This is a genomic window from Facklamia sp. P13064, assembly GCF_050409425.1.
In the GTDB taxonomy this organism is placed as follows: Bacteria; Bacillota; Bacilli; order Lactobacillales; family Aerococcaceae; genus Facklamia.
In genome coordinates, this window is record NZ_JBNUPM010000002.1 from 70,938 (window position 1) to 97,101 (window position 26,164).

General features: G+C 34.0%; 20 protein-coding genes and 1 pseudogene. 20 read left to right on the forward strand and 1 reads right to left on the reverse strand.

Annotation, left to right across the window (positions count from 1 at the left end; translation table 11 throughout):
* The first annotated feature begins 78 nt into the window (after positions 1 to 78).
* Genes gndA through ACQV2S_RS01815 form a run of 3 tightly spaced genes read left to right on the forward strand, consistent with a single transcriptional unit; the run spans position 79 to position 3,783 of the window.
* A complete protein-coding gene (gene gndA, locus ACQV2S_RS01805) occupies positions 79 to 1,524 on the forward strand; it encodes an NADP-dependent phosphogluconate dehydrogenase (protein WP_428874692.1) in 1,446 nt (481 codons plus the stop codon).
* Positions 1,525 to 1,583: 59 nt separating this feature from the next.
* On the forward strand, positions 1,584 to 2,285 hold the full coding sequence (locus ACQV2S_RS01810) for a response regulator transcription factor (RefSeq protein ID WP_428873782.1): 702 nt from the start codon (positions 1,584 to 1,586) through the stop codon (positions 2,283 to 2,285).
* Positions 2,269 to 3,783 (forward strand): ATP-binding protein, encoded by a 1,515-nt coding sequence (locus tag ACQV2S_RS01815; protein WP_428873781.1) that lies wholly within the window; start codon positions 2,269 to 2,271, stop codon positions 3,781 to 3,783. Before ACQV2S_RS01810 ends, ACQV2S_RS01815 begins: the two co-directional genes overlap by 17 nt.
* A gap of 46 nt (positions 3,784 to 3,829) precedes the next feature.
* Here the strand turns inward: ACQV2S_RS01815 and yidC are convergent, their stop codons facing one another.
* The gene (gene yidC, locus ACQV2S_RS01820; RefSeq protein ID WP_428873780.1) at positions 3,830 to 4,786 is read right to left on the reverse strand and encodes a membrane protein insertase YidC; all 957 of its coding nucleotides are present in this window, start codon (positions 4,784 to 4,786) and stop codon (positions 3,830 to 3,832) included.
* Positions 4,787 to 5,046: 260 nt separating this feature from the next.
* On the opposite strand from yidC, the gene ACQV2S_RS01825 reads away from it, so the two are divergent.
* The 17 genes and pseudogenes from ACQV2S_RS01825 to ACQV2S_RS01905 all read left to right on the forward strand — a co-directional run bounded on the left by ACQV2S_RS01825 (position 5,047) and on the right by ACQV2S_RS01905 (position 25,702).
* Entirely contained in the window at positions 5,047 to 7,809 is a 2,763-nt protein-coding gene (locus ACQV2S_RS01825; protein WP_428884924.1) for a DNA translocase FtsK, read from the forward strand.
* A 140-nt stretch (positions 7,810 to 7,949) separates the two neighbouring features.
* Positions 7,950 to 9,509, forward strand: coding sequence for an ABC transporter ATP-binding protein (locus ACQV2S_RS01830; protein ID WP_428881727.1), 1,560 nt, complete (start codon positions 7,950 to 7,952; stop codon positions 9,507 to 9,509).
* A complete protein-coding gene (locus ACQV2S_RS01835; RefSeq protein ID WP_428873777.1) occupies positions 9,509 to 10,594 on the forward strand; it encodes an ABC transporter permease in 1,086 nt (361 codons plus the stop codon). The genes ACQV2S_RS01830 and ACQV2S_RS01835 overlap by 1 nt, the downstream gene beginning before the upstream one ends.
* Entirely contained in the window at positions 10,594 to 11,550 is a 957-nt protein-coding gene (locus tag ACQV2S_RS01840) for an ABC transporter permease (RefSeq protein ID WP_428873775.1), read from the forward strand. Before ACQV2S_RS01835 ends, ACQV2S_RS01840 begins: the two co-directional genes overlap by 1 nt.
* A gap of 58 nt (positions 11,551 to 11,608) precedes the next feature.
* Positions 11,609 to 12,541 (forward strand): TIGR01212 family radical SAM protein, encoded by a 933-nt coding sequence (locus ACQV2S_RS01845; RefSeq protein WP_428884925.1) that lies wholly within the window; start codon positions 11,609 to 11,611, stop codon positions 12,539 to 12,541.
* Positions 12,542 to 12,833: 292 nt separating this feature from the next.
* Entirely contained in the window at positions 12,834 to 12,998 is a 165-nt protein-coding gene (locus tag ACQV2S_RS01850) for a MerR family transcriptional regulator (protein WP_428884926.1), read from the forward strand.
* Positions 12,999 to 13,049: 51 nt separating this feature from the next.
* Positions 13,050 to 13,685 (forward strand): hypothetical protein, encoded by a 636-nt coding sequence (locus ACQV2S_RS01855; protein WP_428884927.1) that lies wholly within the window; start codon positions 13,050 to 13,052, stop codon positions 13,683 to 13,685.
* A gap of 252 nt (positions 13,686 to 13,937) precedes the next feature.
* Positions 13,938 to 14,384 carry an ATP-binding cassette domain-containing protein gene (locus ACQV2S_RS01860; RefSeq protein ID WP_428873837.1) on the forward strand — a complete coding sequence of 149 codons (447 nt, stop codon included), beginning with the start codon at positions 13,938 to 13,940 and terminating at the stop codon, positions 14,382 to 14,384.
* Between the two features lie 168 nt (positions 14,385 to 14,552).
* Positions 14,553 to 15,347, forward strand: coding sequence for a DUF2785 domain-containing protein (locus ACQV2S_RS01865; protein ID WP_428884928.1), 795 nt, complete (start codon positions 14,553 to 14,555; stop codon positions 15,345 to 15,347).
* Between the two features lie 1,961 nt (positions 15,348 to 17,308).
* Positions 17,309 to 17,959 carry a response regulator transcription factor gene (locus ACQV2S_RS01870; protein WP_428874698.1) on the forward strand — a complete coding sequence of 217 codons (651 nt, stop codon included), beginning with the start codon at positions 17,309 to 17,311 and terminating at the stop codon, positions 17,957 to 17,959.
* A complete protein-coding gene (locus tag ACQV2S_RS01875; protein WP_428875816.1) occupies positions 17,960 to 18,820 on the forward strand; it encodes a sensor histidine kinase in 861 nt (286 codons plus the stop codon).
* Positions 18,821 to 18,870: 50 nt separating this feature from the next.
* A complete protein-coding gene (locus ACQV2S_RS01880) occupies positions 18,871 to 19,551 on the forward strand; it encodes an ABC transporter ATP-binding protein (RefSeq protein WP_090288724.1) in 681 nt (226 codons plus the stop codon).
* Positions 19,544 to 21,976, forward strand: a complete 2,433-nt coding sequence (locus ACQV2S_RS01885) for an FtsX-like permease family protein (RefSeq protein WP_428875817.1) — start codon at positions 19,544 to 19,546, stop codon at positions 21,974 to 21,976. Before ACQV2S_RS01880 ends, ACQV2S_RS01885 begins: the two co-directional genes overlap by 8 nt.
* Positions 21,977 to 22,277: 301 nt before the next feature.
* Entirely contained in the window at positions 22,278 to 22,910 is a 633-nt protein-coding gene (locus ACQV2S_RS01890) for a TVP38/TMEM64 family protein (protein ID WP_428875818.1), read from the forward strand.
* Between the two features lie 125 nt (positions 22,911 to 23,035).
* Positions 23,036 to 23,811, forward strand: a pseudogene (locus tag ACQV2S_RS01895) (alpha/beta fold hydrolase).
* Between the two features lie 240 nt (positions 23,812 to 24,051).
* A complete protein-coding gene (locus tag ACQV2S_RS01900) occupies positions 24,052 to 24,219 on the forward strand; it encodes a hypothetical protein (protein WP_428884929.1) in 168 nt (55 codons plus the stop codon).
* 529 nt (positions 24,220 to 24,748) lie between these two features.
* Entirely contained in the window at positions 24,749 to 25,702 is a 954-nt protein-coding gene (locus tag ACQV2S_RS01905) for a 3-hydroxyacyl-CoA dehydrogenase family protein (protein WP_428884930.1), read from the forward strand.
* Positions 25,703 to 26,164 lie beyond the last annotated feature (462 nt).

Below are 26,164 nucleotides of genomic sequence, written 5' to 3' on the forward strand. Positions count from 1 at the left end.
GTCTTTATTAAGTTAACTTTAATTCAAGTTAAAAGTTTGTTAGAATGAGATAATCATGAAAGTGAAGGAGATAATTAGATGACATTAGCTCAAATTGGTGTAGTTGGAATGGCTGTAATGGGAAAGAATTTAGCGTTAAATATTGAAAGTAGAGGTTATCGTGTAGCAATTTATAATCGCTCACAGTCTAAAACAGAAGCAGCCATAAACGAAAATAAAGATAAAAATTTAGTAGCTAGCTATGACTTGGAATCCTTTGTTCAATCAATTGAAAAGCCTCGTCGTATCTTGTTAATGGTAAAAGCAGGTCAAGCGACTGATTCTACAATCCAATCACTTTTACCTCTTTTAGACCAAGGAGATATTTTAATCGATGGAGGGAATACCTTCTTTAAAGATACTATGAGAAGAGCAGAAACTTTAGCTGACTCTGGCATACATTTTATTGGGATGGGAGTTTCTGGTGGGGAAGAAGGTGCCTTACATGGTCCTGCCTTAATGCCTGGTGGACCAAAAGAAGCCTATGAATTAGTTGAGCCTATCTTAAAAGAAATTGCGGCAAAAGCACCAGCTGATCAAGAACCCTGTGTAGCTTATATGGGAGCAAATGGTGCCGGTCATTATGTTAAAATGGTTCATAATGGTATTGAGTATGGTGATATGCAATTAATTGCCGAATCCTATGCAATCATGGATAAATTATTAGGAATGTCTGCAGATGAGATTGCTCAAGTCTTTGAGGAATGGAACCAAGGAGAATTAAATTCCTATCTAATCGAGATCACCGCCAAGATTCTTAAGGAAAAAGACCCTGAAAGCAAGCGACCAATGGTTGAAATGATTATTGATAAAGCTGGTAATAAAGGGACTGGAAAATGGACCTCGCAATCAGCTTTAGACTTAGGCGTTCCCTTACCTACAATTACAGAATCGGTTTATGCGCGCTTTATCTCTGCTTTAAAAGAAGAACGTGTTAAGGCTTCTCAAATTATTCAAGGACCTTCGCATGATACTTCTAGCTTCCAAAAGGATCGTAAACAGTGGATAGAGAAAATTCGTCAGGCACTTTATTTTTCAAAAATTATGTCCTATGCTCAAGGGTTTGCAGAATATCGCAGCGCTTCCGAAGAATATCAATGGGATTTAAATTATAGCCAAATTGCCCGTGTCTTCCGTGCAGGGTGTATTATTCGTGCGCGCTTTTTGCAAGATATTTCTGATGCTTTTGATCGTAATAGAGAATTAGATAACCTTTTATTAGATAATTTCTTCACTCAAATCACTAATCAGTATCAATCAAGTGTTCGCGAAATTGTTTCTTTATCAGTTCAAGCGGGTGTTGCTGTTCCTGGATTTTCAAGCGCAATTGCTTATTATGACTCGTATCGTAGTGAAGTACTTCCAGCTAATTTAATTCAAGCACAGCGTGATTATTTCGGAGCGCATACTTATGAACGTGTGGATAAAGTTGGCAGCTACCATTTCATTTGGGATGAATCGCGTGAAGAAAGAGTAGACCAATAGTCTAAGACCTTAATAAACGTTAATTGGTTAGTAAGTTAAGTCTATAGGAGGAAGTTCGCATGGTAAAAAATGTAAATCAACGTGTCTTAATTGTTGAAGATGAGAAGAACTTAGCTCGCTTTGTTGAGCTTGAGCTTCAACATGAAGGCTATGAAACAGCTATCTGTTATGATGGGCGCAGTGGTTTGGAAAAGGCCTTAGAAGAAAAGTGGGATGTTATTTTACTTGACCTAATGTTACCTGAATTAAATGGGTTGGAAGTTGTACGCCGTATTCGTCCAGTTAAAGATGTACCTATTATTATTATGACGGCTAGAGATTCTGTCATTGATCGTGTTTCAGGTCTTGACCAAGGAGCAGACGACTACATCGTTAAACCATTTGCCATTGAAGAATTATTAGCCAGACTCAGAGCACTTTTCCGTCGAATCGAGACTGAAGATGAATCAAGAACTCAAAATCAACCTTATCTAAAATTTAGGGACTTAGTGGTTGAAAAATCAAGCCGTATGGTGAAAAGACAAGGTGAGTTAATTGATTTAACTAAAAGAGAATACGAATTATTAGTCTTTTTAATGGAAAATATCAATATGGTTATGCCACGAGATGTCTTATTAGAACAAGTATGGGGCTATAAATCCGAGGTTGAAACTAATGTGGTGGATGTTTATATCCGTTATTTGAGAAATAAAATCGATATTCCAGGAGAAGAATCTTATATTCAAACGGTTCGTGGTACAGGCTATGTCATCAGAAACTAAATCATCTTCTGTCTTTACTTTTAAGAAAGACCAACCCCTTTCGCTTAAATGGAAATGGGGTATTTTCTTATCCTTAGCAATGATTATGCTGTCATTTATTTCACTTTTAATCTATCGCCAGTTAACGATTCAAATGTACGATGAACAATCAAAGGAAAGTCATCAGATGCAATTTGAATTTTTAATTAAGGGGCTATCCGACCAAGATCAGCCTTTCCAAGCTCAACAATTCCTTGACCAAAATGAACAAGATAGTGAGACAAAAGTTAAGTTTTTAATAGATCACTATTCTAACGACCAAACTATCATTCGCCTATATAGTCCCGAACAAAAGTTATTAAATGAAAGTCAGCATTTTCAATATCCTATTGGATCATCTAGTAAAGAGCTTGAAAGGCAAAATATAAAAGGAAAGAATTATCTAATCGGCTCTAGTCGGATTTCGAGTCGTATTAATCAAGAATTATTAGGCATTGTTCAATATATTGTTCTACCTGAGGCAAAAGTAGCGTATGTTCAAAAGTTAAATTATTTTTTGATTCGTTGTTTTCTAATAACGACTTTGATTTCAATATTATGTGGCTTTTTAATCGCTCATTATTTTTTAAGGCCCTTAACTTATGTTATTAACACTTTAGATTTATTAGAAGGAGATACTCTCTCTCAGGTTCGTGTTGTTCGACCGCGAACCAATGATGAGTGGAGCGATTTAAGTTTACATGTTAATAAACTGCTCGATAAGATTGAGCTTTATGTAAAGGGTCAAAAACAGTTTGTGGAAGATGTTTCGCACGAATTAAGAACGCCGGTAGCGATTGTTGAAGGACATTTAAAGATGCTAAATCGCTGGGGTAAGGAAGATCAGCAGGTTTTAGATGAATCTATTTCTGCTTCGCTGCAAGAAATTACACGAATGAAGGAATTAGTCCAAGAAATGTTAGACCTTTCAAGAGCAGACCATGTAGACGTGGATTACAAAGACGAAGTAACCGAAATCACCACTGCAGCTTCTCTAGTCCACCATAATTTTGAAATTTTATATCCAAACTTTCATTTTTATTTAGATAATGAGAAAAGTAAAAAAGTTTATGTCAATATTTATCATCATCACTTTGAACAGATCTTAGTAATATTACTTGATAACGCTGTGAAATATTCGACAGATCGTCCGGAGATACATATTTCAGTCAGTCAAACCATGAATAAGGTTGAAATTGCTGTCCAAGATTTTGGAGAAGGAATGACAGCAGAAGATAAAGAGCGTGTTTTTTCAAGGTTTTACCGAGTGGATAAAGCACGAGCGCGTGCCAAAGGTGGTAATGGCTTAGGGTTAAGTATCGCTAAACAATTAGTAGAAGGCTACCACGGAAAAATTCGGGTGGAGTCTGTCTATCAAAGAGGATCGATCTTCTATGTTGAGTTTCCGATTTTAACGGACCAACACTTAATTTATAAAAGTGAAAGGATTGCCAAAGAACTTGCTAAAGAAGAAAAATAAAACGAGCCTCAGCACAATAATGTGGTGAGGCTCATTTTATGTAGATTTATTTATTCTTTCTTTGCTTTCCAGCATTTCTAGCTTTTGGATTTTTAACCGGCACAATACGGTCAGCATTTACTTTTTCTAATTGTTTTTTCGTTTGTCTCGCTTTTTTCTGTCGCTTTACTCGCGGCATATTTTGATACTTTTTGACTTTTTCATCAATATCTTTTTGAATTTTTGGTCGTGCAACCTGATTCATATAGAATTGTTGAGCTAAAGTGAAAAGAGAACCAGTGAAGAAATATAGTCCGATTCCCGCGTTAGAAATATAAGTGAAATAACCTAACATAATTGGGTTCATATACATCATTGATTGTTGCATTTGATTGGCTTGAGGATTATCGGAAACGGGTGTAGCTGTTCCTTTTTGCATTAACCAACTAGATAAGAAGGTAGTTGCTGCAACTAAACCAACTAATAGTAAACTCTTTCCACCCAAGTGAATACCTAAGAAAGAGGACTCTGCAATTTTATCAGATGTACGAACCGCTGTATAAACAGCTGAAATAATTGGCATTTGAATTAATAATGGTAAACAGCCAGAAACGTTCGATAACATGTTAATGTCATATTTTCCGTAAACTTGCATTAACTCTTGTTGCAGAGCAGCTTTTTCTTGTGGATTATCTGTTCCTTTCATTTCTTCTTGAATTTCTGCAATTTCAGGTTGGGCATATTTCATTTTAGCTGAGCTTTCCATTGATGATTTAGTCATCTTATAAGTCGATGGAAGCATAAACAAACGAGTGATTAGGGTAACTATCATGATTGCAATCCCATAAGAACCGCCAAAAATATCTGCTAAAAAGTCTAAGAAGTTAGCAGTTGGTACTCCTAAATATTCATAGATAGGTCCAGTTGGGTTACCCGATGCATCATAGCGAATACAGCCTGTTGCTATCAATGAAACCATCGAGATAAGAAAAATTAACTTCCAATATTTTTTTATAAATTTCATTTTTCACGCTCCATCTAATTGATATAATTAACGATATATTATTTTGTGTTATTTTACAACAAATACAATGACTTGATACATTCTAAGCTAAAATTTGTGGTTTATCAAGTTAGTAATCATATAAAAGAGTATTTCTAGAAGTTGAATTTTAATTAGTATAAGCCTTTAATAAACTTAGAAATACGATAATTTGTTCGATATCATTTATCATAAATGATATAATAACCCATGCACGAGAGTTCTGAAAGGATGTGATGTGAATGGCTCAAAAGAAAAAACAATCCAAGCGTCAGAGTCAATCACCCAATCAAATGAAGTACCAATCAATCTACTTATTTTTAGGTATATTAATTACTTTCTTAAGTTTAGTCGCTATTTTCAATTGGGGCATTATGGGTTTAATGCTAACTAATGGTTTTCGTTTAATGGTAGGTGAAAGTTACGGACTTCTCTTATATACCAGTTTATTCTTAGGCTCCATGATGATGCTAAAAGGAAGAGTAATTAATGTACCTTTGAGACCACTCTTAGGTGGTTTTTTAATTATAATCGCATTAGCAGGGTCTTTACACTTTATTGAGTATTACGATTACTTACAAAATAATACTCAGCAGTCGGCGTTTGAGCATGCATTTCGAATCTACCGTAAGGAATTATTATCTCAACAAAGTATTTCTAGCTTAGGGGGTGGATTGGTCGGAGCAGGTCTTTATGTCAGTATCGGATATTTATTTGGTAAATGGGGATCTTATCTCTTCTTCTTTGTTAGTTTCTTTATCGGCTTAATTTTTCTTTTAGATCGCCCTTTAATTACCGGTTGGCAAGCCATTCAGCAATTATTTAGCCAAATGACTAATCTTTTTAAAGAACTTTTTCCTGATTTTTCAGAACTTAAAGAGGTTTACCAAGATAAAGGTGATGATCTTAACGATGAACGAAGCATCATCGCTGCTAGTCCATTGGAAGAAAATCCTGATGAGGTTATGAATATTGAAGGCAACGAACTTAATGAATCAAAGCAAGAAAAGCAAAATGTATTTACAACACTATTTAGTCGTTTCTATTCCTTCTTTATGAAAACAGAAGAAACACAAAGTCTTCCTCCAAAGGATGTTTCATTTAACAATCGAACAGCTTATATGCCAACCTTCGAAAGAGAAGACCAACCCGCTTTTAACCCCACCACAGAATATGAATTTAAGCCTTATCGTCAAGAAGATTGTCAGCAAAAATCTTTAAACTCCAAACGTTTATCCCAAGAAGAAGGACGTGTCTTGGATTTAGACTTCTTTGATCAGATGCACGATCAAGAAATAGCGCATTCTCAAGCTGATAGTCAATCGATTGATTCAATGACAAAAGAGCAGCTGAATCCTTTACCAACGAAGGAAGTAGAAAGCCTAGAAGAAATTGAAACAGCCATAGCACAAGACGAAATGGCTGATGAGGCACTTTCTAAACAAACGCCTAATAAAGCAGATGTCTTAGCTACTGCTAGTCATTGGCAAGACGCTAGTAATCAAAGGCAAGCTCTAACTGACGATGACTTAGATCAGGTTTTAAGTAAGGAAGAACTACAAAAGCAAACCAAAACCAAACAAAAGAAATCTAAAACCTATCAGTTCCCTGGGAAAAAGCTACTAAAAAAATTACCAGTAGTCGACCAGTCGGAAGAATATCAACGTATTAATGACAATATAAAAAAATTAGAATTGACTTTTGAAAGTTTTGGGGTCGATGCCAAGATAGTGAAGGCCAATTTGGGTCCTTCAGTCACTAAATATGAAATTGAACCTGCTGTGGGAGTTAAGGTAAGTAAGATTGTGTCCTTATCTGATGACATTGCTTTGGCACTAGCAGCACGTGATATTCGAATGGAAGCCCCTATACCCGGCAAATCGCTAATAGGAATTGAAGTTCCAAATACCCAAGTCAGCCCAGTCGCCTTTAGTGAAATTGTCGATGCGGGCTTGGAATCTGATAAACTCTTAGAAGTGCCTTTAGGACGAGATATTTCAGGTTCAGTTTGTCTGGCTGACTTAACCAAGATGCCCCATTTATTAATTGCTGGAGCAACAGGTTCAGGTAAGTCGGTTGGTGTGAATGTAATTATTTGTTCTATTTTAATGAAGGCAAAACCTGAAGACATTAAATTTTTAATGATTGACCCGAAAAAGGTCGAATTAACCCTCTACAACGACTTACCCCACCAGTTATCACCGGTGGTTACCAATCCACGCAAGGCAGCTAGAGCTTTAAATAATGTGGTGGAAGAAATGGAAAGACGCTATGAACTATTTGCTACAAGCGGGGTGAGAAATATTGATGGCTATAACGAACAAGTGGAGAGTTGGAACAAAGAAGAAGGAACTGGCTACGAGAAATTACCGAAGATAGTCGTTATCATTGATGAGTTAGCAGACCTCATGATGGTGGCCTCTAATGATGTTGAAAATGCCATTATCCGTTTAGCTCAAATGGCGAGGGCAGCCGGTATCCATATGATTATAGCGACGCAAAGACCTTCGGTTGATGTTATTACTGGAATTATTAAGGCCAATATTCCTTCTCGTTTAGCCTTTGCTGTTTCTTCTGGAACAGATTCACGCACAATTCTAGATTCGGTCGGTGCTGAGAAATTACTGGGTCGTGGTGACATGCTCTTCCAACCCATGGGCAAGAATAAACCGATCCGAGTTCAAGGAGCTTATATATCTGATGAAGAGGTAGAGCGCATTACTGACTTCATCAAGCAACAAAGACAAGCCAATTATGATGAAAATATTGTCGTCAGTGAAGAGAGTGTCTTAAACTCAGAAGCCTCTGATGATGAATATTATCTTGAAGCAGTGGAGTTGATTAAGGAACAGGATACTATCTCTATTTCACAACTCCAACGCAAATTTAGAATTGGTTATAATCGTGCAGCCCGTATGATTGATGACCTAGAAGCACAAGGTTTAGTTTCCGCACAAGATGGGAGTAAGCCAAGGCAAGTCTTAATTGAATCAAATGAAGATTAATTTTTAGACCAAGGATGATTAAAATAGTTTTAAAAAAACATGGTCTATTAAAATAAATTTGTTACTGAAATTTATGCTATTATCCGATATAATATGAGGGACTATGAACATTAGCAATGGAGAAAGGAGTTTCGATTAACATGGATCATGCTGTTATCGAAATGCGAGATATTTCCAAGAAGTTTGGCGATTTTTTTGCAAATAAAAAGATTAATTTAGAACTTAAAAAAGGAGAAATTCATGCCTTACTTGGTGAGAACGGGGCAGGCAAATCAACTTTAATGAATATCTTATCCGGTTTACTAGAACCTAGCTCCGGTCAGATTTATATGAACGGTAAGGCTGTGACAATCGGATCTCCAAAAAGAGCAGTCGAGTTAGGAATCGGCATGGTGCACCAGCATTTTATGTTGATTCAAGCCTTCACCGTAGTTGAAAACATTATTCTAGGTGAAGAACCGACCAAGGGACTGGTGGTGGATAAGGCTCAAGCACGCGAAAAAATTGTTGAGCTTTCTAAAAAATATGGTTTGTCAGTAGACCCTGATGCTAAGATTGAAGATATTTCAGTGGGTATGCAACAACGAGTGGAAATTCTAAAGACCCTTTACCGTGGTGCAGATATTTTAATTTTTGATGAGCCGACGGCTTCTTTAACGCCGCAAGAAATAGACGAGCTAATGGAAACAATGCATAAATTGTCTAATGAAGGCAAGTCTATAATTATTATTACGCACAAGTTAAAAGAGATTAAGCAAGTGGCTGACCGTTGTACTGTTATTCGCCGAGGAGAGTCAATTCAAACCGTTGATGTGGCTGAAACTTCAACGGTGGATTTAGCGAATATGATGGTAGGAAGAAACGTTAACTTTAAAACCGAAAAGAAATTAGCACACCCGACCGATGTAGCTTTGTCAGTTCAAAATATCCATATTGAAGATCATCGAGGCATCGTAGCTGTAGACAAGCTCTCATTTGAAGTGAAACACGGTGAAATTGTTGGGATTGCAGGGATAGATGGTAATGGGCAATCTGAATTAGTTCTGTCCATCACTGGTTTAATCCCACCTAACTCAGGTGAGATTTACTTAAATGGTGAGAATATTACCCACTATACAACCCGTCAAATTGCGCAAAAAGGTCTGGCTCATATTCCTGAAGACCGTCACAAATACGGTTTAATTCTCGATCGAAAATTAGAAGACAATATTGTATTGAAAGATTATTATCATTCGCCCTTTTCAAAGTCTAATTTCTTGAACTTTAAAGAAATAGAAAAGCGGGCAAAAGAACTAATTAAAAAATATGATGTCCGAACGGTCTCCGAAAAGGTCAATGCCCGTTCGCTTTCAGGAGGAAATCAACAAAAAGCGATTATTGCGCGTGAATTGGAGATGCATCCCGATATTTTAATTGCAGCGAATCCTACACGTGGGTTGGATGTAGGGGCTATTGAATTTGTTCACCAAGCATTAATCAATGAACGGGATAAAAACAAGGCAGTTCTGCTAATGAGTTTTGAGTTGGATGAAATAATGAACTTATCTGACCGTATATTAGTTATGTTTGATGGTAAGATTGTAGCCGATATCCCGGCTGCTGAAACTAATGAAGAAGAATTAGGTTTATTAATGGCCGGGACGCCTTTTGAAGAAGTAATGGCTAATCGTAATAAGAAAGAAGGGAGTGAAGGTAACTAATGTCAAGATTAACTAAAATATTTACTTCCGTAGCCTCGGTCATTATTGGTTTGGTTTTTGGAGCCCTTTTAATGTTGGCCTTTGGATATGATCCAGTGACAGGTTACAAATTTTTAATTACAGGAGCTTTTGGTAATCCGTTTTCCATCGGTCAAACCTTCCGAGCAGCAGCTCCTTTAATTTTTACTGGACTGGGTTTTGCGGTGGCTTATACGGCTGGATCGTTTAATATTGGTCTTTCGGGTCAAGCCCTATGGGGTTGGTTTGTATCCGTAGGGGTGGCCTTGATGATGCCCGAATCACCTGCTTGGCTAGTCATTCCTTTGGCTATTATCGCCGGAGCATTAGCCGGAGCCTTGTGGGCAGCTATCGCCGGCGTTTTAAAAGCCTATTTTGGCACCAGCGAAGTCATCGTAACCATCATGTTAAATTATATCTCTATTTATTTTGTCGATTATTTAATTCGCTATGTCTTAACCGATCGAGCAGATAGAACGCCTTCAATTGGTCAAAATGCCAGCCTAAGAATGGAATGGCTCAGTCAATTAACTAAAAACTCCACCCTACATGGTGGGATTTTCCTAGCAGTGATTGCTGCGGTAATCATTGGCATCTTAATGTCACGCACGACGACTGGTTTTGAATTAACCTCAGTGGGTCTCAACCGTTATGCTTCTAAATATGCCGGAATGTCTGACAAGAAAAACATTGTGCTTGCCATGCTCATCTCTGGTGCCTTAGCTGGTTTAGGGGGCGTAATGAATGGCTTGGGTGAATTTGGATTCATTAACCTTCAAAATGGTGTGGCACCGGCTATTGGTTTTAACGGAATGGCTGTCGCTTTACTAGGAATTAATAATCCAATCGGTATTATCTTCTCAGCTATTCTCTTTGGTGCTTTAGAAACAGGGGCATCGACCATGGCGCTATTTGCTAAAATTCCTTCCGAAATCGTAGATATTGTCATGGGGATAATTATTTTCTTTATTGGAGCGAACTTTATTATTACTTATTTTAAAGATAAATTATTCCCACAAAAACAAAGTATAGCCACTAAAGCTAATTCAGAAGGAGGCGAAGTCTAATGTCAGTTAATCTGCTAACACTTATCGTTTCTTCAACCCTTGTTTATTCAGCTCCTCTAATTTTTACAGCCATTGGTGGTGTTTTTTCAGAACGTTCTGGGGTTGTTAACGTGGGGCTAGAAGGAATCATGGTTATTGGTGCCTTAGCTTCAGTTGTTTTTAACTTAAATTTTGCGGATCAATTTGGCGATCTGACCCCTTGGTTGGCCTTGATAGCAGGAGGTCTGGCAGGTATCCTCCTTTCAGCTATCCATGCATTGGCCACTGTCCATTTAAGATCTGACCATATCATTTCAGGAACCGTTATCAACTTGATCGCGCCAGCTTTGGGTGTCTTTCTAGTTAGAGTATTATTTGATGGTAAAGGTGAAACACCTTCCATTAGAGAGTCCTTTGGTTATGCGACTTTCCCCATTTTATCGGATATTCCTTTTATTGGACCGATTTTCTTTAAAGCTACTTCAGCCCCCGCTTATGCTGGTATTTTACTAGCGGGTATCGCTTGGTTCGTTTTATTCAAAACACCTTTTGGCTTAAGGTTACGCTCAGTCGGCGAACACCCTCAAGCAGCGGACACACTAGGTGTCAATGTTTATGGCATGAAGTATGCCGGTGTTTTACTTTCAGGCTTTTTTGGTGGTTTAGGTGGGGGTGTTCTAGCGAATACCATTACCTTGAACTTCTCACTTTCGACGGTTGCCGGGCAAGGGTTTATGGCGATGGCGGCCATGATTTTCGGTAAATATAATCCGCTTGGCGCAATGGGAGCGGCTATTTTCTTCGGCTTTGCCCAATCCCTAGCAGTTTTAGGGTCACGTATTCCTTATATTGAGAGTATTCCATCTGTTTACTTACAGATTGCACCTTACTTAGTGACAATTATTGTCCTGGTCGGAGTGGTTGGTCAGTCCAGAGGGCCTGCAGCTAACGGAATTACTTATGTCAAATCGAAATAAAATACTTAGACTGATCATGAATTCATCATGACAGTCTTTTTTAAATGAAAAGTTAGGAATGAAAAAGATGAATGGAAATAATAAACGTTATCAAACGTGGAATAAGCATTTAAAGGATCATTTTGGCGAAAAGGTCTTTAAAGTCTCACTGGACGGTGGCTTTACTTGTCCTAATCGTGATGGTACAGTTGCCTTTGGCGGTTGTACTTTTTGTTCGGAATCTGGTTCGGGCGACTTTGCTCAAAGTCGGTTGGATCCGCTACCTATTCAATTAGGAAAAGGGATCCAGCAAATGCACAAAAAATGGCCTAAAGTTCAAAAATACATCGCTTATTTTCAAAACTTTACCAATACGCATGCTCCCCTACATGTTTTAAAAGCGCGGTTTGAACAAGTCATTCATGAAGAGGGTGTGGTAGGCATAATGATAGCGACGCGTCCAGATTGCTTGCCTGATGATGTGGTTGAATACTTGGCAGAATTGAATCAAAAGTATTATATGTGGGTAGAATTAGGACTGCAAACTGTTCATGACCAGACCAGCGTCCATATAAATAGGGGACACGATTACCAATGCTACTTAGATGGTGTTGCCAAGTTGAGAAAACATCATATTCCTGTGTGTACCCATTTAATTAATGGTTTGCCTGGTGAAGACTACGCCATGATGATGGAGAGTTTGAAACGAGTAGTAAAAGAATCAGATATTCAAGGCTTAAAGCTTCATCTCTTGTATTTGATGGAAGGCACTAAAATGGTCCAAGATTATCAGACGGGGCGGTTAAGATTTATGACACAGGAGGAATATGTGCAATTAATCTGTGACCAATTGGAGTATGTCCCTCAGGATATTATTATTCACCGATTAACCGGCGATGCACCGCGTGAGCGATTGATTGGACCTCAATGGTCACTGAAGAAGTGGGAGGTCTTAAACGCTATTGATCATGAGCTTGAAAGAAGAGGATCCTATCAGGGGATGCGAAGTTAATCCATTAAAATAAGGCACCATGGGGTTAGATAGTGAACTTTATGGTACTTTATTTTTAAAAGATTTGATAACCAGCTTTTTGAAAAAGAACAAGAGAAAATAACCTCTTTTTATTCAAAGTATCGATCATTGCATCACTATTTTATTTCTAATAATAAAAGAATAAGGACTGAAAAAACTATCAGAACTTCTAATTAAAGAAACTACAGATCTCTTATTTCAAATTATTAAATATCTCTTGACCTGTCCCTTAGGGGGGCTGATATATTTGATTTAAAAGGAGGTATGTACTATGTTGATGAATGAAGTGAGAGAAAAAACAGGTCTAATACGTAAAGCCATAGAATATTATGAAGAAAAAGGATTTATTAGTCCAGAAAGAGAGTCGAATAATTACAGGATTTACACTGATGAAGAGGTTGATATTCTGAAGAAAATATCTATTTATCGAAAATAAGGTTGCTCAATAGAGGAAATTGAAGGTATTTTACAAGAACCCAATAAGTCAATGTTAGCCACTATCATTCGAGATAGAGAAATAAAATCACAATTAGATAATAAAAGAGTTGAAATATTGAAACTACTCCTTGAGGGATTAGATATAAACACTTTAAAAGAACAATTGATTTTAATCGATCAACAGGAATCGATTTATTCTAAGTTAGTAAGAGTATTTCCAGGATATATTGGTCAAATTTTCTTTTTATCATACAAAGCTTTTTTAACAGATACGTTGAAAGAGGATAAGATAAAATATTATGAAGACTATATTGAATTTTTAGATACTATGCCTGACTTTGAGTTAGATGAAGATGAGAAGATAGCAATAGACCAAGCATCAAAAACCATTTCACTAACAGACATTGAAGAGGTAAATGAGGAAAAAACAAAGGCTATTTATAATCCAGACGAATGGTTAGAGGAAAAAAAAGAAATGTTAGAAAGATATCAGTCTTTTAAGGAAAGTAGTGTTTATCTAAATAACCCAATATATCGTATTCAAGAAAAAATGAAGAAGCATATGCAAGATTCAGGTTATTATGAAAAAGCTATTCCTTTGATGAGAAAGTTTAGTCCAGCATATAATGATTATTATGAAGAGTTATTAGCAGCAAATCAAAAGTTGATAGATAAAAACATATAAACTCAAGTAGGGTAATTATCGTAAAAGGACGATAGAAATTAAAATCTATCGTCTTTTTTGTACCAAAAATCAGAAAGGAAAGATGGATAGGATAAGAAGCCCTACTTGATAAGCAAGGTAAAAACATAATAAAACACATGGTGATTGGAAATGAATGAATCCATTCGCTTTTTTTAAGACATGAAATTAAAAAAAGACATGAAGTATTTAATAGTTGGAGAGAGTGGAAAAGGAAAGTCCACTTGACTCAATATACTATTTGGTAATCTCCAACCTTTGGACGGAAAAATATTGATTGATAATAGAGAATTGTCTTATCGTCAATTAAGAGAAATTATTTTTTATAATAGTCAGTTTTCTAATGTTTTTTCGGATAATTATGCTAATAATGTCACACTATTTGATAGTTTTACAATAAAAGAAGAAATTAGTTTACCTGAAAAGCACAAAAATAAAATTTTAAAGAGTGATAATTGTAGTCAACTTAGCGGTGGACAGAAACAAATGATCAAATTGCAAAGAGCTATACTTTCTCAAATGCCTATTTTATTAATGGATGAACCATTTTCCGCGATGAATTCTGAACTCGAAATCGATCTCACTAAAAAATTAGTGCAATTAGATAAAACAATCATATTAGTCAGTCATAATACGAATCCTGATTACTTAAATCTATTTGATGAAGTTATTTATTTATAAAATGGGAAGACGAGTTAAAGAGTTACATTTACCTGGGGTAGAATACATAAGTTTTGAGAATTGAGATTGTTTCCTTCTAAAAATTTAGTGTGTCTTTATAAAATCTAATTGATTTAAACTTTACCTCTACAAAATATAAGGAGTATAGCTTATAAAAGGAGATCAGTAATGCAAGAACAGTTATTAGAGAAGATGAAGTTTAATTCACAAAACTATAATTTGGATGAAATAAAATGGTTAATTAATAATAGAGGTCATCCTAACTCAGAAATTAGAGATAAATTAATCTATAGGACTTTTGTCAGAGGAATGGCAAAAGAATTATTTTCAATAGATCAAGTTAGGTATATGATTGACCAATTGTTAGAGAAAGATTTTATTTTATTTGAAATTGATAAAAAAGGGGAAGCTACTTTAAAACGCTCTTTTTCCTTATTACTTCTCTCCTTAATTGTTACATACGACAATGAAAAAGGCTCAATATACTATAAACTTTTAGACAAAGAAGCGTTTAAAAAAATTGAAAATGATACCTTGACTTACTTTTACAAAGAGTTGGATTTTTCGGGATATGCTGATTGTTTTGGGTGGGTTCACACCTTTGCACATGCTGCAGATTTAATGGTTGCAATCGTTAAACACCCCTTATTTAATAAAACGAATCTGGAAGCTATCTGGAAAGCGATTATGAACTACTTTAGAAAGATAGAAATAAAACCGGTAGATGATGAAGAGGACCGTCTAGTCTATATTATTAAAGAATTATTTGTTCATAACATTTTACACGAGGATAAATTCAAAGTGTGGATTAATCGAGAAAATTTTCCGCGAAGAAATAATAAAGAATATTACCAATGGTCGGCATTTCGTTCATTTTGTATGGCAATATATATTGAATTAGATCAGTTAGGTCTTGCTAGTGATGATCTAAAAAAACGTTTGTATGATCCTATAAACAGGTAATCCGATTTAATAGTTAAAAATCTAAAATGAGTGACTGACTTAGCTGAATGATGAAATATTGCCATTAATCAAGAAATAGAGAAATGAATTTATACTTTCGAATTTATCATTTGCGATGTTAGTATTTAAAATTTTTTTGGTTAGGGATTTCTCGATTGTTTAGCTTTACTAATTTATGGATCATTTAAAGTTGATTTTTTCTCACTTCTATAAGTCAAACTTAAAAAAGTCTAGGAAGGAATTACCCTCCTATTTTTGTTATCAAAATCATCAATGTCTATATTCGAAAAAGAAGTTATCGATAATTTTAAGCAAGATAATTATCTTAATTACGATATCTCTGTAAAAATAAATTCAGATCAAGCTTTTTTTAACCAATCGGAATTACTGCCTTTTTAACGATTACTCATATGATACAAATTCTAATTGAAAATTAAAATTCTTATTATAAAATTCATATAAATAATTTATTTTGGAGGTAATGTATAGCTTTTCCATATATATTAGTAGGCTTATTTTATGTAAGTCTGATTTTAGGAATATTAGATTTATCAGATAACAAAAAACAACAAAAAAGATGCAAAGACAGATCAATGCTTTATGTAGACTGACAGGTCATAATGAATTAGATACGACAGTTTTATCTGAAGAAAATAAAAAATAAAAAATGAAAATGACATTTATCTTATTATTTATAAAAACAGAAGATTCATAAATCTTGATATTGGGGAATTTTTCTAATAGTTAAGATTTAATCGTTTTAGATTTTTCAATAAAATCTTTTTTTTGAAAGGGTTAATCTAATATCTTCTGCCATACAATTAAAAGTTAATAAATATCTCTCAACTTAAGAGAGAGTAAATTTTTGATCTGCAGAAATTAAAGGGAAAATTTTATCAACGTTTGCAACGAGTAATTGTTCATCAGAGTTATAAGAAAAGTTTTTTTGATAGAGCTAATAGCTCTATTTATTTAAGAAGACCTTTTGCATAATTTTTTTAAATATACCTTTTTTCTTTTACAGCAATTCGAATATAATCGTCAACATCATATTCTTCATTTGAATCGTTGTTGTCTGCTATAAAGATTTCTCCAAATTGATTGATAAGGATAAAGGAATTGTCCTATCTTTCTATAATGCGATAAATTTTACTAGAATCTTCAATATTATATGCTTTAGTATATTCTAATATTCCATAAGTTAACTCAACCATATTTAGTAATTCCTTTCCTAAAGTTATTATTTTATCTAGTAATTGTTTTAATGTTAATTCTTTGTCTATGAGTTACCATAGATAGAGTCAAATTAATTGTACAACCTATACCATAAAATGGTAATTGTTAGACCAGTATTTCATCTCTTAGCTCATCATATCCACGCATTTTTGATGAGCAATCGATTGTGTTGATACTATTGATTCCTTGCATTGTACCGTTCAGCTAAAATGCCAGGGAAGCAACCGCAGGACGTTATTTTTGTCGAGATACGTGGGTCTTTGTCATCAACCTCCTGATTTTAATTTATTTTAAAAAGGAATTGTGTTTCACTGTCGTAAGAATTTCTATTAATATCTTCTTTTCCACGATTATTTGTAATTAGGAATGCAGTTATTATAAGAAGATCATAATATATTTAATTGATAAATTGTACCTACTTCCTCTATATACGATTACGATTGGAGATTTTTTATAAATGATATTAAACCTTCGATTTAATTAGAGTTGAACACACTTCATACAAATATTCAAAAAGTTAGTTACTTCTATAATTTTACTAAAGATATACTTAAATAACTGAAGGAGCAGATTATGTTGAGAATTGAAAGGATTTCTATCTTATAATTCCCTCAAAAGTTAGATCCAAATCTAATTTTTGAGGGTTATTTCATTCTAAAAAGATAGGGTGTCTTTATGATTTATAATTTGTATAATTATTTATGAAAAGATGGGGGGATTTAGCAGTGAATAAAGTCTTGATTATTGAAGACAATATAGAAATAGCAAATCAAATTCAAAATTATATACTGAGCCATGATTATCTTGCAGACATCGCTCATTCCTATTATGAAGCTTTAGAAAAAATAAATATTACTTATGATGTTGCTTTATTAGATATCAACTTACCAGACAAAGAGGGGCATCATTTAATTGAACAGTTAAAAGTTAAAGATATTCGTGTCATTATTACAAGTGTGAAGAATGATGAGGATTTTATTATACGATCGCTAGATAGTGGGGCGGATGATTACTTGATTAAGCCTTTTTCTTTAGCGATACTTCGGGCAAGACTGGATGCCGTTTTAAGAACGATTCCTTTGACGGAAAATAAAACTTTAGCATACAAAGACATTGAAATTGACCTTACAAGATCGCAAGTTCATTATCATCACCAGTCCGTTAATCTAACAGCGCTTGAATACGAGATTCTTCTATTGTTTTTGAAAAATCCACATAGGGTTTATACAAGAAGTCATCTGATGCAAATGTTTTGGGAGGATAGGGATAAATACGTTAATGACAATACATTGACATCGACCATTAAGAGAATCAGAGAAAAGCTTGATAAGGATGTAATTACTACAATTAGAGGCATAGGATATAGGATGGATTAAATGATATATATACTTTGGATTTTCAGTCTACTAGGCTTATATTATTGGCTTGAATATAGAAAGAAGCAAAGAATCAATGAATTGCTTCAATTAATCGAAAATATGAACAAAAAAAATTATACCATGCCTATGAAGCAAGATGATTTTTCGATGTTAGAAGATGGTCTATACAAATTATTTATTGCTTTGGTGGAAGCTCGGGAACAGACTGTCGATAACGCTCAAAGGCAGATAGAATACCTTGAAGATATTGCCCATCAAATTAAAACACCTATAACAAGTATGCAGTTTTCTTTGGAAACCATAGAAGTCCAAGAAGCCAGTAAGTCGGAACTTTTAATTTTAAAAAGACAATTGTTAAGACTGAATACACTTTCAGATATTTTATTAAAGCTTTCGAGTCTTGATGCAAAAGAAGACCCCATGAAAAAAGAGACCATAAATTTAGCAGAATTAGTGGAATATGCTTCAGAAACAGTTGATTTTAGAAGGAATGTTCATTTTGAAGTGAGTGATTCTCTCGAAACTCTCTTTATAGAGGGTGATTTTTACTGGCTGGCTGAAGCCGTGACGAATATTTTAAAAAATGCCTATAATCGTCCCCTATGTAATCATATAAAGATTGATTCAAGGAGAAATCCTTTATTTACCTCGCTTACTATTCAAGATAATGGCGGTGGGATAGCTAGAGAGAACTTGAAAAAAATCTTTAGAAGATTTTATAAGACCCCTGATTCCAATGGGTTTGGAATTGGATTGGCCATGGCTAAGAGTATCGTTGAAAAGAATAAAGGAGAAATAAATGTCTCAAATGTTGAGAATGGGGCAAAATTTGAAATTAAATTCTATAATGTCACCTAATTATCACATTGCCAGACTATTATTAATTTACTAACTAATAGGAGGCTATTATGGAGATCTTAAAAGTAGAAAACTTGAAAAAAGAATACGGAAATGGAGATAATCTTGTTCAAGCTTTAAAAGGGGTCAATCTAACCATTGACAAAGGAGAATTTGTGGCGATAGTTGGTCCTAGTGGTTCAGGCAAGTCTACTTTACTCCATATTGTGGGTGGCGTCGATTTTCCAAGTGAGGGCAAAGTTTATATAGAGGGAAATGATATCGCTAATTACAGCGCGAAAGAATTAGCCTTGTTCAGACGGAGAAAAGTTGGTTTAATCTATCAGTTTTATAATCTCATACCCAATATTTCAGTCAGACATAATATAGAACTCCCCTTAAAATTAGACGGAAAAGCAATTGACAAGGGGGGGTTTAAGGATATAGTTCAAAAATTGGGGATTGAAAATAAGTTAGACAGTTTCCCTAGTGAGCTCTCAGGTGGCCAGCAACAAAGAGTGGCTATTGCTAGAAGCTTAATTTATAAACCTTCGATTATACTTGCAGATGAACCAACAGGTAATTTAGACCGTAAAAATTCGCAAGAGATTATCGATATTTTAAAATTCTTTAACAAAAGTTTAAAACAAACGATCATAGTCATTACCCATGATGAGGAAATCGCTCTTCAAACCAATAGAGTGATTACAGTTGTCGATGGTAAAATTGAGGGGGATGAGCGCAATGAATAAAAGAAATTTCCCTATTTTTATTTCGCTGTTTATTGTGAGTCTATTTTTTTCGGTGGTCATCTATTATGGCTACAACAATCTCTTAATTCATTATAAGTCTACTATGGCTCAGAATTACGCCGATGCTGTGATTAAACAAGAATTAAACAGTCAAGAAATTAAGCAACTTCAATCGATAGAAACAGTAAAATTAGCTGGTGGAACATCAGTTCAACCAGATTCAGGCTTATATGAAAAGGATATTTTAGCTATCAATTATCAAGATGAATCAATCAATCAAATGCGAAGCTATTCAGAGATGATTGAAGGACACTTTCCTGAAAATGATTCACAAATAGTCCTTTCCAAATCCTTTATTGATAAGCATCAGCTTAAATTAGGGAATAGACTATCAATTAAACTGGGTAGTCGAGTGGTTAATCAAAAAGAAGTAGGTCCGTTAAGTACGGTAACTAATGAAGAAACATTTAATGTAATAAATACTAAAGAGTATGAAATCGTAGGTGTTTATGAAGATGTCTATAATAAATATAGTAAAATTACCCATGCATTGACCTATGCCATTAGTGATCAACCACTGCAAGCTTCAATTAAATTTGATTCTTTTGAAGAGGCTTATAAAAATAGAGAGACTCTACAAGAACAAATGAGTCAAACATTAGATCGCACTCTAGATTTAGAGTTTAATGAAAGACTGATTGCATATTTCGGGGTTGAAAATGATCCGATACAACAATTTATGTCAAAAGCTATGATCATTTTTTCCTTAATTGTCTGTTTAGCTCTATTTATCTTTTTCATCAAAAATATATTCTGGGTATGGGGACTTAGAAAAATAAAAGAGCTTTCAGTGTATAAGTCGATTGGAACTACCAATTTACAAATATATAAGCTGTTAGTGAAGGAAGCTATTTGGCTATCTATCATCCCAATTTTAATTGGGCATTTCCTGGGATTTGCAATCTTATCTGATTTATTTATTAATATTCAAAAAGCACAAGAAGTGACAAAAATAGAATTAATCCAAATTAATCCTCTTTTAAGTCTGGTCATCTTATTGATTACTTTTTCAGTGGTCTTATTTGCAGTCATAACTCCAACAAGAAAAATCACTCAAATCAGTATTATTGACGGAATAAAGGGTAATATTAGCTTGGGTAAAACAAGTAAAAAAAAAGCTGATAATCTTTGGCAAGAGCTAAGATTGAATAACCTAGCAAGTATAAAATCGCAGACATATATTTCAGCTATAGGTATTATAATCATTTCTTTATTCCTTTTGGTTGTGTCAATTTCGCGTTATTATACTAATTTTGGCTACTTTGATGAAGGGTATAATATTATCGTTGATTATTATAGTAAAGATAATGAAATTCCTGTAGTCTTAAAAGATATCTTAAAAGAAATACCGCATAATAAAGGGTATATTTCGAAAGCGAAGTACTTATCTATTGAAAATAATTTAGCCTTATCCAACCAGGCAGAGGAAGTTGGTTTAGGCAAAAAACTAAAACAAGAACTAGAAAAAATGGACTCAGATTATCTTGAAGGCTTCTTGATTGCTTTAGAAGAAAAAGATTTAAAAAAGATGGGAGGAGAGAAGGGGCAATTCATTTTAGACAATCGGGTTCAAGAGGATCCTCAAACACCAATTGCCAAGGCAAAAAAAATCCCTTATTTCAAAAATGTTGAAAAAATGGATATATTCATTGGTGAAAACTATCGGTCAAAAATTAAAATCGCTACTACCATTAATGATCCTGGTATGTATGAGTCGCGGACGCTACCCTTTCAAGTTAAGCTTTATACTGATTTTGCTAATTATCATCGCTTGATGGAGGATGCTAATTCGGAAGTCGCTCGCTATCCCTATAAATTAAAAATAAATGTCGCTGAAGCAGAAGTGAATGATGTGAAGCATTATATTGAAGCGAAGATTAATCAGCAGGTAGCTTATGATGACCAATACGAGATAATCTCAGGAGAAGAAGTCAAAAAAAATCGAGTTCAAAGTCTAAACTCCTTAATAAAAATTATTGTGGCGATAGGTTTGATTATATTTATCTTAAATTTAACCAATGGCTATTCATCCATTAATATGAGTTTAATGAATAGGAAAAAAGAAATTGGCATGCTTTATTCTTGTGGAATGGATTCAAAAGAATTAAAAAAACTCTATCTAAAGGAATTTTTCTTCGAACAAATAAAATCGTTTATGCTTTCAATTTTTGTGACGCTTGGCGTTATGATTAGTATTTCATTGTTATCCTCCACTCTAAGTCTGGGGGTTCTGATTAATAACTATTACTATTTACTATTTTTAGGATTTTCTTTGGTTATCTATCTAATTAATATACTTATCTATTACCTCTCATTAAAAAGAATTTTAGATAGACCCATTATTGATTTAATTAGAACGATCTAAGTTTAACATTATAAAGATGTGCTAGACATCCGCATGGTTTTCTAGCACATCTTTTATTTTGTCTAAGAAGAGGGTAAAAAAACTGGAATAATAAAGGTTTAAAGAAGAAAAGTTTTCCGTAGAAATTGAGAAATTAACCTATTTTAATTAATTTTAAGTCTTTTAATTAAATTCAAATCTCCCTAAATAATTTAAGCGAATACAAACATTATCACTTTCTTATCACATTAGGACTCTATACTAGGTTTAAGTAATCAGTTGGATCATATAATAATTATAGATGAAATGGGGTTTATTATTTATGCTAGAGTTAGATTTACGCTCACGGGTAAAAAAGTATCGGAAAATAGTTCAGATAATAACCCTTGTCGGTTTAATTCTTTCAATGATTATTATTTATTTTATTTCTTGTGGCACGTATTTTAAGCCTGAAAATAAAGGTGGAATGTTTACCGTTCACCTCCGTCAATTAGGTTTTTGGGGGCCGCTCTTCTTCATTGGAGTACAAATTTTTCAAGTAGTTATTCCCATCATACCAGGTGGGATGACTTCAGTAGCAGGAAATTTTGTCTTTGGAACTTTAATTGGTTTTATTTATAATTATATAGGGATTACCATTGGATCGATTATTGCTTTCTTTCTGGCACGTAAGTACGGAAAATTTTTTATACTCTGCTTTATTTCGGAAAAGTGTTATAAGAGATATATGGCTTGGACATCAAATGTTAATCGTTTTGCTTGGATATTAGGAACATTATTCTTCTTACCAGCCGCGCCTGATGATATTCTATGTATGATTGCTGGGCTGACTTCTTTGTCTTTTAAAAAGTTTATTTTAATTTTTATCCCAACAAAAGCTGTTTCTACTTTTGTGTTTACTTGGCTAATACAAGAAGGAATTTTATATTCTATCGATTGGCTGACACACTTATAAAATTATATTAATTAAAACGGTAGAAGGAGAAAATAAGGTGAAAGTTTCTACTAATTTATTAAGATTTAGTTTAAAATCTAAATGATATACTTCCTACAAAATAGAAGTAAAGAGGGTACTGAAATATGAAATTTCATGAATTTGGCGATCGAAAGTGTCCACATATATTATTGGTGCATGGTGGAGGTAATTCTTGGTGGAATTATCTTCGCCAAGCGCGTATGTTATCCGAAAACTACCATGTCATTTTACCAACACTTGATGGTCATGGAGAAGAATATCAGAAAGATTATATCTCGACTGAAAATTCTTCACAGCAAATTATGGATTATATAAGAAATAATTGTGATGGAGAATTGTATGCTGTAGGTGGTGTTTCTTTGGGTGGGCAAATTGTTATGGAGTTATTATCATTAGACAATGAAATAGCACAGAAAGCAATCATAGATGGAAGTCTTTGCATTCCTCAGCCAAAATTAGCAAGAGTTAGTACGATAATTGTAAAACTTTTTGGTAAACTTATGTTTAGTAAATTAGCTAGTAAAGTTCAACTTAGTTTAATGAAAAAAATGTATCCAAATATGGCTTACCCAGCAGAACTAGAAAACTATTATATGGTAGATATGCCAAGACTTCCCATGAAAACATTAATCACAATGTACCAAACATATATGGGAGGATATAAGCTAAAAAGGTCTATTATAGATAGTAAAGCACAGGTTTTATATATTTATGGTGAAAAAGAAATGCGCTGTGTCAAGGAATCAGCGAAGCTATTTCGAAAAATGCATCCTAATTGTACTCTATATGAAGCCAAAGGTATAGTCATGGCTACCTATCGGCATATCTTCCTCTAGAGTGGATGGATCTGGTTCAACCATTTTTAGAAAATAATGTTTAATTTAGGAGAGAGATAAAATTCTTTAACAAATCCCTATTTGTAGAATAAACAAATTCACAGACAAAGCTAAAGAGATAGCAATATCGTCTTTTTAACCTAATTAAAAAATAAAAAACGGATGAAATAAGAATTCCATTAATTAGTTAAAAACTTCAATTATTAAACCTAATCGGGGCATTTTTCGAACAGATTTCAGATTATTCAAGAATGAAAGGTTCTCTAAGCAAAATTGTTCATATTTTGGAACAAAAAACAGAAGATCATCTAAAAGACAAGACATATTTATCAGGTTCGATCGAATTAGAAGATGTCCACTTTAGTTACAAAGATTATTCGATCATTAACGGAGTGACTCTAAAAATCAAGCCAGGTCAACAATTAGCCATTGTGGGTCCATATAATAGTTAAAAAATTACTCCACTACCTATCACATAGTCGAAAAACGATGAGTATGTTAATGTTCTCTTGAAGTAGGATACAAGTGGATGAATAAGAAGGAAAAATGGATACAATAGATTTTTTTAACCTTTTTGATCTTCAACAGAGTGCCTCCTTATAATTTAAATGGTCATTAAAAATAAAGATAGTTTATATGGATTGTAATTGACAGTAAAAATGCTTTCAAATCACCCTTAAAAGACTGGGTGTTTTAAATGGTATGATATTAAAAAACAACGAATTCAGAATTCTTGAAAAAGTTCTATTTTTATTCTAAGATAAATTTGTTAACGAAGACCAATAAATTGAATGTGCATGGATAGAAAGTTCGTTGCTTTAATGAATTGGTTTAGGAAGGGGGCTTCAAGAAAAGTATAGGAGATAACTAATGACATTCAATGGGGTTGTTCGTTAAAACGATATGGAACATAGTCTTGTTTATAACTAGTTAATGAAATCAGTTATAGGGTTGGTTTTTGTATTTAAAGGAGCGTTTTATATGGATAAAAAGATTACCGTTATTGCTGGTGGTGTGATAGGTAGTTCTTTCCCCATTGTTTTTGCTATTGGAGGATATAATGTAGTTTCTTATAACAAATGGGAAGAAGAAGAAGAAAAAGTAAAAAAATATATTGATAATGCTTTAAATACCCTAGTTACTCAAAATGTTTTTACATCAGAAGAAAGAGATACAATTTTAAGCAGAATCTCTTATACAGGAAACTTAGAAGAAGCGCTAGCAGATGTTAATTATGTTCAAGAGTGTTTACCTGAAGATTATGAAATAAAACAAGGATTTATTAAAGACTTTGAAAAATATGCACCAGAAAAAGCAGTAATGGGTTCTTCAACCTCTGGCTTGCTTATTTCAGAAATCGCTAAATTTGCTGAAAAACCCGATCGAATTATCGGAGCACACCCTTATAATCCCCCGCACTTGATTCCGCTAATTGAATTGGCTAAAGGCGAAAAATCGAGTGATCAGGCGATTGAAGTGGCTAAAGAAATCTTTAAGTCTTCTAATAAAGAACCGATTGTATTGAATAAAGAATTAAAAGGTTTTGTTTCTAACAGAATTCAAGCGGCTGTTTTTAGAGAGCTTATCTCAATGGTCTTAGACGGTGCAGTATCGATGGAAGATGCTGATAAGGCAGTTACCTTTGGACCAGGCATTCGTTGGGGAATTATGGGACCGGGTCTTGTCTTTGAACTAGGCGGAGGAGAAGGTGGAATTGAAGCTGTCCTCAAACATATCGGTCCATCGTTAGAAAGCTGGTTAGAAGACCTTGCTACATGGACTGAAATTCCCGAAGAAGCCAAGGAGAAAATTCCGAAAATGGTCGCAGAATCGCTTAAAAACAGACCAAAAGAAATTGGAAATGATCGGGAATCCTTATTAAAATATAGGGATGAAATGTTGCTAGATATCCTTAAACTCCATGATAAATTTTAACTAAAAATAAGAATATAGAATGATGGATCCCTTCACCCGTATTTGGATGAGGGGAATTCTTATTTTAAAGTTATCATTTATTATAGGTTTAAGTAGACCTGTTTACGATAAAACGTTGGAGGATAGAATGAAGACGATCCTGGTAATTAAATTATAAACAGGTAATCGAATATAGTAACAATTCTTGAATACGACAAAGTGATATTACCTTTTTATATCAGTGGGCACCTTAATTAAAATAAATTAATTTATTTCGAAACTTTAATTTTTGAAGTAGCCTTGCTATAATGATAATAAAACCGTTTAAAATAAGACAAATATTTATAAAAAAATTTAGGTCGATTTAAATAATTTCAATTCAATTTTAATTGGTTCAAGGGACAGATTCATAGAGGAGGGTATTAATGAAAAACAAAAAGTTTGATACTTCATTTTGGAAAAACTATAAATTTTTTATCATTC

Excerpts from the sequence above, each read along its gene's own strand:
- yidC (WP_428873780.1), bottom strand. The coding sequence starts at position 4,786 with ATGAAATTTATAAAAAAATATTGGAAGTTAATTTTTCTTATCTCGATG.
- ACQV2S_RS01865 (WP_428884928.1), top strand. The coding sequence starts at position 14,553 with ATGCAAGAACAGTTATTAGAGAAGATGAAGTTTAATTCACAAAACTAT.
- ACQV2S_RS01890 (WP_428875818.1), top strand. The coding sequence starts at position 22,278 with ATGCTAGAGTTAGATTTACGCTCACGGGTAAAAAAGTATCGGAAAATA.
- gndA (WP_428874692.1), top strand. The coding sequence starts at position 79 with ATGACATTAGCTCAAATTGGTGTAGTTGGAATGGCTGTAATGGGAAAG.
- ACQV2S_RS01885 (WP_428875817.1), top strand. The coding sequence starts at position 19,544 with ATGAATAAAAGAAATTTCCCTATTTTTATTTCGCTGTTTATTGTGAGT.
- ACQV2S_RS01825 (WP_428884924.1), top strand. The coding sequence starts at position 5,047 with ATGGCTCAAAAGAAAAAACAATCCAAGCGTCAGAGTCAATCACCCAAT.
- ACQV2S_RS01850 (WP_428884926.1), top strand. The coding sequence starts at position 12,834 with ATGTTGATGAATGAAGTGAGAGAAAAAACAGGTCTAATACGTAAAGCC.
- ACQV2S_RS01905 (WP_428884930.1), top strand. The coding sequence starts at position 24,749 with ATGGATAAAAAGATTACCGTTATTGCTGGTGGTGTGATAGGTAGTTCT.
- ACQV2S_RS01815 (WP_428873781.1), top strand. The coding sequence starts at position 2,269 with ATGTCATCAGAAACTAAATCATCTTCTGTCTTTACTTTTAAGAAAGAC.
- ACQV2S_RS01810 (WP_428873782.1), top strand. The coding sequence starts at position 1,584 with ATGGTAAAAAATGTAAATCAACGTGTCTTAATTGTTGAAGATGAGAAG.
- ACQV2S_RS01880 (WP_090288724.1), top strand. The coding sequence starts at position 18,871 with ATGGAGATCTTAAAAGTAGAAAACTTGAAAAAAGAATACGGAAATGGA.
- ACQV2S_RS01855 (WP_428884927.1), top strand. The coding sequence starts at position 13,050 with ATGTTAGCCACTATCATTCGAGATAGAGAAATAAAATCACAATTAGAT.
- ACQV2S_RS01840 (WP_428873775.1), top strand. The coding sequence starts at position 10,594 with ATGTCAGTTAATCTGCTAACACTTATCGTTTCTTCAACCCTTGTTTAT.
- ACQV2S_RS01875 (WP_428875816.1), top strand. The coding sequence starts at position 17,960 with ATGATATATATACTTTGGATTTTCAGTCTACTAGGCTTATATTATTGG.
- ACQV2S_RS01845 (WP_428884925.1), top strand. The coding sequence starts at position 11,609 with ATGAAAAAGATGAATGGAAATAATAAACGTTATCAAACGTGGAATAAG.
- ACQV2S_RS01830 (WP_428881727.1), top strand. The coding sequence starts at position 7,950 with ATGGATCATGCTGTTATCGAAATGCGAGATATTTCCAAGAAGTTTGGC.
- ACQV2S_RS01835 (WP_428873777.1), top strand. The coding sequence starts at position 9,509 with ATGTCAAGATTAACTAAAATATTTACTTCCGTAGCCTCGGTCATTATT.